This window comes from Oleiphilus sp. HI0117 (genome assembly GCF_001635235.1).
In genome coordinates this window covers 1-6,283 of sequence record NZ_LWGA01000945.1, presented here as the reverse complement: position 1 = coordinate 6,283, position 6,283 = coordinate 1, and the positions used below count along the sequence as shown (strand labels likewise).

Sequence of the window (6,283 nt, the reverse complement as noted above, 5' to 3'; positions counted from 1 at the left end):
TTAAGTCAAGGCGCTTGAGCATTCTTTCCATTTTGTGGTTCATGCCATGCTCTTTATAGTGCGGCCCTGCTGTCGCAACCGCTGCAGACCCTGCGATGACCATCGCTAAACTCAAACCTAATAACTTCTTCTTAGTAAATAGACGATTACTCATGATTTCTTCCTCTCAATGATTTTTTTAATCGATTTGTTATCGACTGATAATCATTGTATTCATTGCTATGTAAATCGGGGTCTAGTAAACGTAAAGTCTCTGTAAAGATTAAATAGAAGGTAAAAAGCCTATGCTAGACTTCAAACAATTCCGTAAATCAATAAAGGTTTGATATGAGTGCCAATATATTACTCATTGAAGATGATACCGAGATCAGTGAGCTTCTAAGTAGCCTGCTAGTACAAGAAGGTTTCACCATGACCACGGCATTCGATGGCGTCGAAGGTGAACGCTTGGCTTTAAAAAGTCACTACGACGTTATCATTCTCGACATCATGCTGCCTAACAAAGATGGTTTAAGCGTGTTGCGTGATATACGCGGCCAAATCACTAGCCCAATATTAATGCTCACCGCAAAAGGTGATGAGCTAGACAGAATCATAGGCTTTGAGATGGGCGCCGACGACTACCTTCCCAAGCCATTTAACCCACGAGAGTTGGTGGCGCGAATCAAAGCATTGCTAAGACGCGTGGAGATCGACCAAGGCCAGACAACAAACCAGGCTAGTGAGCTGGTTTCAGACAAAATCAAGCTAAAACTAAAAACGCGTGAAGCCCTAATTGAGGGTGAAGAAATAGAACTTACCAGCAGTGAATTCAATATTCTGCACGCACTGATGCGCAACGCCAATGAAATTATGACCAAAGCCGAGCTAACCGAGCTTGCTTTAGGGCGAAAGCTAACACTCTATGATCGGGCCATTGATATGCATATGAGTAACCTGCGTAAGAAACTCGATAGCGAACACATCAAAACCATTCGTGGCAGTGGTTATTTATTCCAAGGTCAGGTGGAGACGCGTTAAGCATGACTCAATCCATCTTTAAACATCGCTTGTTTTGGAAGATTATTCTGATCTTCTGGCTAACCACCTTTGCGACCATTCTCGCCAATATCTGGATCACCAAAGAAATCGTCGTCAATGAATTCAAGGTCGAGCAAGTAAAAGACAAGATGCGCTCACTCGCACCCGAAGCAATAGAGGTATACGAGCAGCAAGGAGGCAAAGCCCTAAAACGCTGGTACCGAAAACTAGCCCGCCGCGAAGGCATACGCGTAGTGTTATTACATACTGACGAGACGCCGGTAATTCCACACCGAAAGCCAAGGTATCATGATGACGATGATGATGAGCATCACGATCACGATGACAAACCCTATCGAACACACTTGCTAAATTTGGCCGACCAACAAATATCGTCACCAAACGGGCAAAGTTATATCTTGCGAGTCATGCCTTCGCGCTATATACAGTCCCGCTTCAACCCAGAGTCTTTGCACGGCTATCGTCTACTGGCATCTTGTATCATCATATTATTAGGTTCATTGTGGATAGCACGCTCTATCGCCAAGCCTATTCGCGTGTTACATCAAGCCAGCCTTGAGATATCCCAAGGAAAGCTCGACATTCGCGTCAGTCAGGATGTTGGCAAACGCAAAGATGAACTAGGGCAACTCGCCACCGCATTCGACCAAATGGCTGATAAAGTATCTGACTTAATCAGCAGTCAGCAGCAACTTTTTCGTGATATTTCGCACGAAATAAGAACCCCACTCACTCGACAAAAACTCGCGATTGAACTCGCCAGATCAGTTGATGACCCAGGCAAGTTGTTAGACAAAATCGAACACCAGAACCAATGTATTGAAGAACTTATCAACCAACTGCTCACCTTAATGCAAACTGACAACCAGCAATTGACGCAGATGGAGAGCCTGTCCCTGTCACAACTCTTGGGCCGCATTACCGATGACGCAGAGCTAGAACTAAAAGAAAAAAACCTGACACTAAAAACCGATTTGCAAAGCGATGCGCTCATCAAAGGTGACGAGCCCTTGCTAACCCGGGCATTTGAAAACCTGCTAACAAACGCCATCAAATACAGTCCCAACGATGCCAACATCGAGCTCAAGCTCTATGAGGGCTCTGGCAATCTTCATATAGAGATTTTGGACGAAGGCCCAGGCATTCCAGAAGAAGAACTCAAATCTATCCTCAAACCCTTCTACCGAGCTGACAAAAGCCGTAACCGAGGCACGGGAGGCTTTGGATTAGGTCTCGCTATTAGCTCGCAAATTATTAAGAAGCACAATGGTGTGATTGAGTTGAGTAATCGGGAGGTTAAGGGGCTTAGGGTTGTGGTTATTTTGCCGAAGAGTTGAGAAAGTTTTTAAGGGCCCGAAGGCCCTTTATGTAGCCTCTAGGCCCAAGCCGTCGCTATTGCTGTATCGACTTGGTTTTGCTCATCAGAATTCAGCGATATGCTGCCTCCTGAAGGAGCTCCGAACGAAGCCATCGCACTTACAAGCTGTTCAATATTAATAGCATCAATGGCTTGGCCACCCGCCTCAATTGAATCCAGCTTAAACTTATCTGCCTTGTACCAGTTATTAACTCGAACGTGGTCTTCACTTCCCAGCACATAAATATCGAGATGGTTGTTCGTCTTTTTGAACCATACATCATCGACATCACCTACACTTTCCAAACTAAGTTTGTCAGTATCAGTCGCGAAGTTATTTGAAGCGTTATTAATACGATCATAGCCATCACCAGTTTGGTAGTAATAGGTATCATGGCCTTTACCACCCACCAACAAATCGTTACCTTCATTCCCGTAAAGCTTATCAGAGCCATTAGCACCTTTTAGTGTATCTGCTCCCAAGCCGCCATATAGAGAGTCGGCACCGCCACCACCGTGTAGCGTGTCGTTGCCTTCATATCCATATAGAACGTCCTTTCCACCTTTGGCTGCGAGGTTATCGTTATTATTTCCACCCTCTAAAGTTTCTGCAGCACCAGTTCCAACAATAGTAATTGGATCATCCTCAGTTGAGTTTACAGTTACTGCGACGGTTGAATTGGCGACTCCACCATTACCGTCCGAAACTTCGTAGGTGATTGAATCTTCTCCTACGAAATTAGCGCTAGGCGTATATGAGATAGTTCCATCACCATTGATAGCTACGACACCGCTAATCGCCGCAGCAGCCACAACAGATAAACTATCACCATCAATATCTCTATCGTTCACAAGAACATCGATAACAACTGCCGTATCTTCATCAGTAACAGCTGTATCAGATATTGATACCGGCGCATCATTTTCAGGATTGACCGTGACGGATACCGATGAGGTCGCCGTGCCACCGTTACCGTCTGAGACCTCATAGCTAATGCTATCAAGACCATTAAAGTCTGAATTTGGCGCATAACTTAGTGTGCCATCGCCATTTATCGCAACTGCACCGTTTGACGCTGATGCTGAGCTAATGCTCAAACTATCTCCGTCGATATCGCCATCATTCGCTAACACATCAATGGTGACAGAAGCATCTTCCTGCGTTACAGCGGTATCGACTACAGCAACTGGTACATCATTTTCGGGGTTAACCGTGACGGATACCGACGAGGCCCCCGTGCCACCGTTACCGTCTGAGATTTCATAGCTAATGCTATCTAAGCCGTTGAAATCTGCATTAGGTGTATAGTTCAGTGTGCCATCGCCATTAATCACAACAGCACCATTTGACGCTGATGCAGAGCTAATGCTCAAACTATCTCCGTCGATATCACCATCATTCGCTAACACATTAATGGTGACAGACGTATCCTCCTGTGTTGCTGCCGCATCTGCAACAGCAACAGGCGCATCATTTTCAGGGTTCACTGTGACAGAGACTGACGAGGTCATGGTGCCACCGTTACCGTCTGAGATTTCATAGCTGATGCTATCTAAACCATTGAAATCTGCATTAGGCGAGTAGCTCAGCGTTCCATCGCCATTAATTACAACAGCACCACTTACCGCTGATGCAGAGCTAACGCTCAAACTATCACCATCGATATCGCTGTCATTCGCTAACACATCAATCGTGACTGACGTATCTTCCTGCGTTGCAGCCGTATCGAATACAGCAACAGGCGCATCGTTTTCGGGGTTAACCGTGACGAATACCGATGAGGTCGCCGTGCTACCGTTACCATCTGAGACTTCATAGCTGATGCTATCTAAACCATTGAAATCGGCATTAGGTGTGTAGTTCAGCGTTCCATCACCATTGATGAGAACCGAACCATACGAGGCTGAAGCAGAGCTAATGCTCAGACTATCACCATCGATATCGCTGTCATTGGCTAACACATCAATGATAATGGAAGTATCTTCCTCGGTGTTTGCTGTATCCGCTAGAGCGGTAGGTTCGCTATTGCTCGAACTACTCTCGTCAGTCGCTAATGACTCAATATGATCGATTGAATGTGTGATATCCAAATCATCGAAATACACTACTACTTTTCGTTCCGGTGACTCATACCAGTCTTTAACGGTTATCTGATCAGACGTTCCGATAATAGAAACCACGAGGTCATTGCCTTGCTTTGCATAAGCCACATCCGACTCATTAACCTGGTAAAGCCATATCTCATTATAGTCGCTTCCAGTATTGTAAATGACATCTTGACCAAAACCAGGGTCGAAATCATAGTCATCTTCACCCGAACCGCCGTACAAAGTATCGTTCCCAGCACCGCCAACTAAGATATCGTCGCCACCTTCACCATACAGAGTATCATCGCCTTCAAAACCTGCGATCCAGTCATCACCAGCACCACCTAAAAGTGTATCAGCCTGACTAGTTCCCTCAATATCTTGATCAACCGGAGCGTTAGCCAACATGTCTGTGATGTCGTTTTGATTCCAAACTGTCCCGTCAGCAAAACGAATTTCGTCAACGGGTGCGGTTTCACCTATGCCCTTCCCTTGGTATGTCAAAGGTTCAAAATAATCTGCCAACGTGACGACATAGCCATTATTTCCGATTTCTAATTCGAGACCATAACCATTAGCATAAAAATTAATATCGTCGGGAGAGATGCCTTCCATAAACTCCAGTACATCAAAGTCACTTGCGCTTCCACCTGGCCCCCCTGAAAAGCTAGCGCCATAATGACCCGCTTCAGAGCCGTTGTAGATAAAGGTGTTTACGCTGTTTATACCGACACGATAGGTATCATCACCATCACCGCCAAACATAAAAGCACGACCATCATAATTGTCGTTGCTCATATTTCTCGACTCCAAAATGTCATCCCCTTCGTTACCAAATAGCAAACCGTCACCGATTATCAAATCGCCACCACTACTACCCACTAACTCATCAGAACCACCAAAGCCAACGATGATATCTCGCCCCCAAGACCCATAAACGACTTCTTGGTCTCCAGTACCTTCAATAAAATCGTCATCATTCGTACCGATATAATCGCCACTCCCGTTAGGTTGATCTACAACGTTAAATCCTGCTGGAGCTTGCCCATCGTATGAGAGCGGAAGGTCTTCAACGTTTGCCTGAACATACGCAGATTCCCAGACAGTATTATCGGCAAAGCGTATTTCATCAATTACGCCACTTGGGATTCCTGAGTCGAAATAGTTCGAGACAATGACATTCTCACCCGTTTCAAAAGAGATCATTAAATCATCACCACTTTGGTGAAGCGCAGCATTTTGTGCGCTTAAATCATTCGCTATTTCAATGATGTTAAAGTCTTCTGAAAAATCAGAAATACGAGATACTCCAGAACCTGCGTAGATACGATATACATCGCCCCCAAAGCCGCCCATTAGACGATCATTCCCTTTGCCACTAATCAGGGTATCTTGGCCGTCTCCACCATAAAGTTCATCATCACCTGCGCCCCCGGATAGAACGTCATGACCCTCTCCGCCTCGAAGAATGTCATTATTTGCTTTGCCATATAGCTGATCATTCCCGGCACCGCCTTCAAGTTCATCAAACATTGCGACATCATCCGTGCCGAAAATTAGATCGTCACCCTCAGTGCCTAAAGCATAATTCCAAGATTCCGTTTCGTTAGTCCTAATTACGACATAACCTGAACCATTATAGTAACCACCTGAAATATCAATGACCTCGCCTATCGTATCGGTAATTTCGACCTCGGTGTCATTCACAAGCAAGTGATCAAGTTGATAGCGCCAATTTCCATAGTCTCTATCAAAATGCAAACTGACCTCAACAGACCAGTCCAAAGCCTCGCCAGC

The 6,283-nt window shown here is 45.3% G+C and carries 3 protein-coding genes; 2 read left to right on the top strand and 1 reads right to left on the bottom strand.

Going from position 1 to position 6,283, the window contains the following annotated elements; all coding sequences use genetic code 11:
- The first annotated feature begins 327 nt into the window (after positions 1 to 327).
- Together A3757_RS16915 and A3757_RS16910 are read left to right on the top strand one after the other, a co-directional pair.
- Positions 328 to 1,020 carry a response regulator gene (locus tag A3757_RS16915; protein WP_068508125.1) on the top strand — a complete coding sequence of 231 codons (693 nt, stop codon included), beginning with the start codon at positions 328 to 330 and terminating at the stop codon, positions 1,018 to 1,020.
- Between the two features lie 2 nt (positions 1,021 to 1,022).
- Positions 1,023 to 2,378, top strand: a complete 1,356-nt coding sequence (locus A3757_RS16910; protein WP_068553089.1) for a cell wall metabolism sensor histidine kinase WalK — start codon at positions 1,023 to 1,025, stop codon at positions 2,376 to 2,378.
- A 38-nt stretch (positions 2,379 to 2,416) separates the two neighbouring features.
- On the opposite strand, the gene A3757_RS16905 is transcribed toward A3757_RS16910, so the two are convergent.
- A partial coding sequence (locus A3757_RS16905; protein WP_156506376.1) for a tandem-95 repeat protein occupies positions 2,417 to 6,283 on the bottom strand: 3,867 nt, incomplete at its 5' end.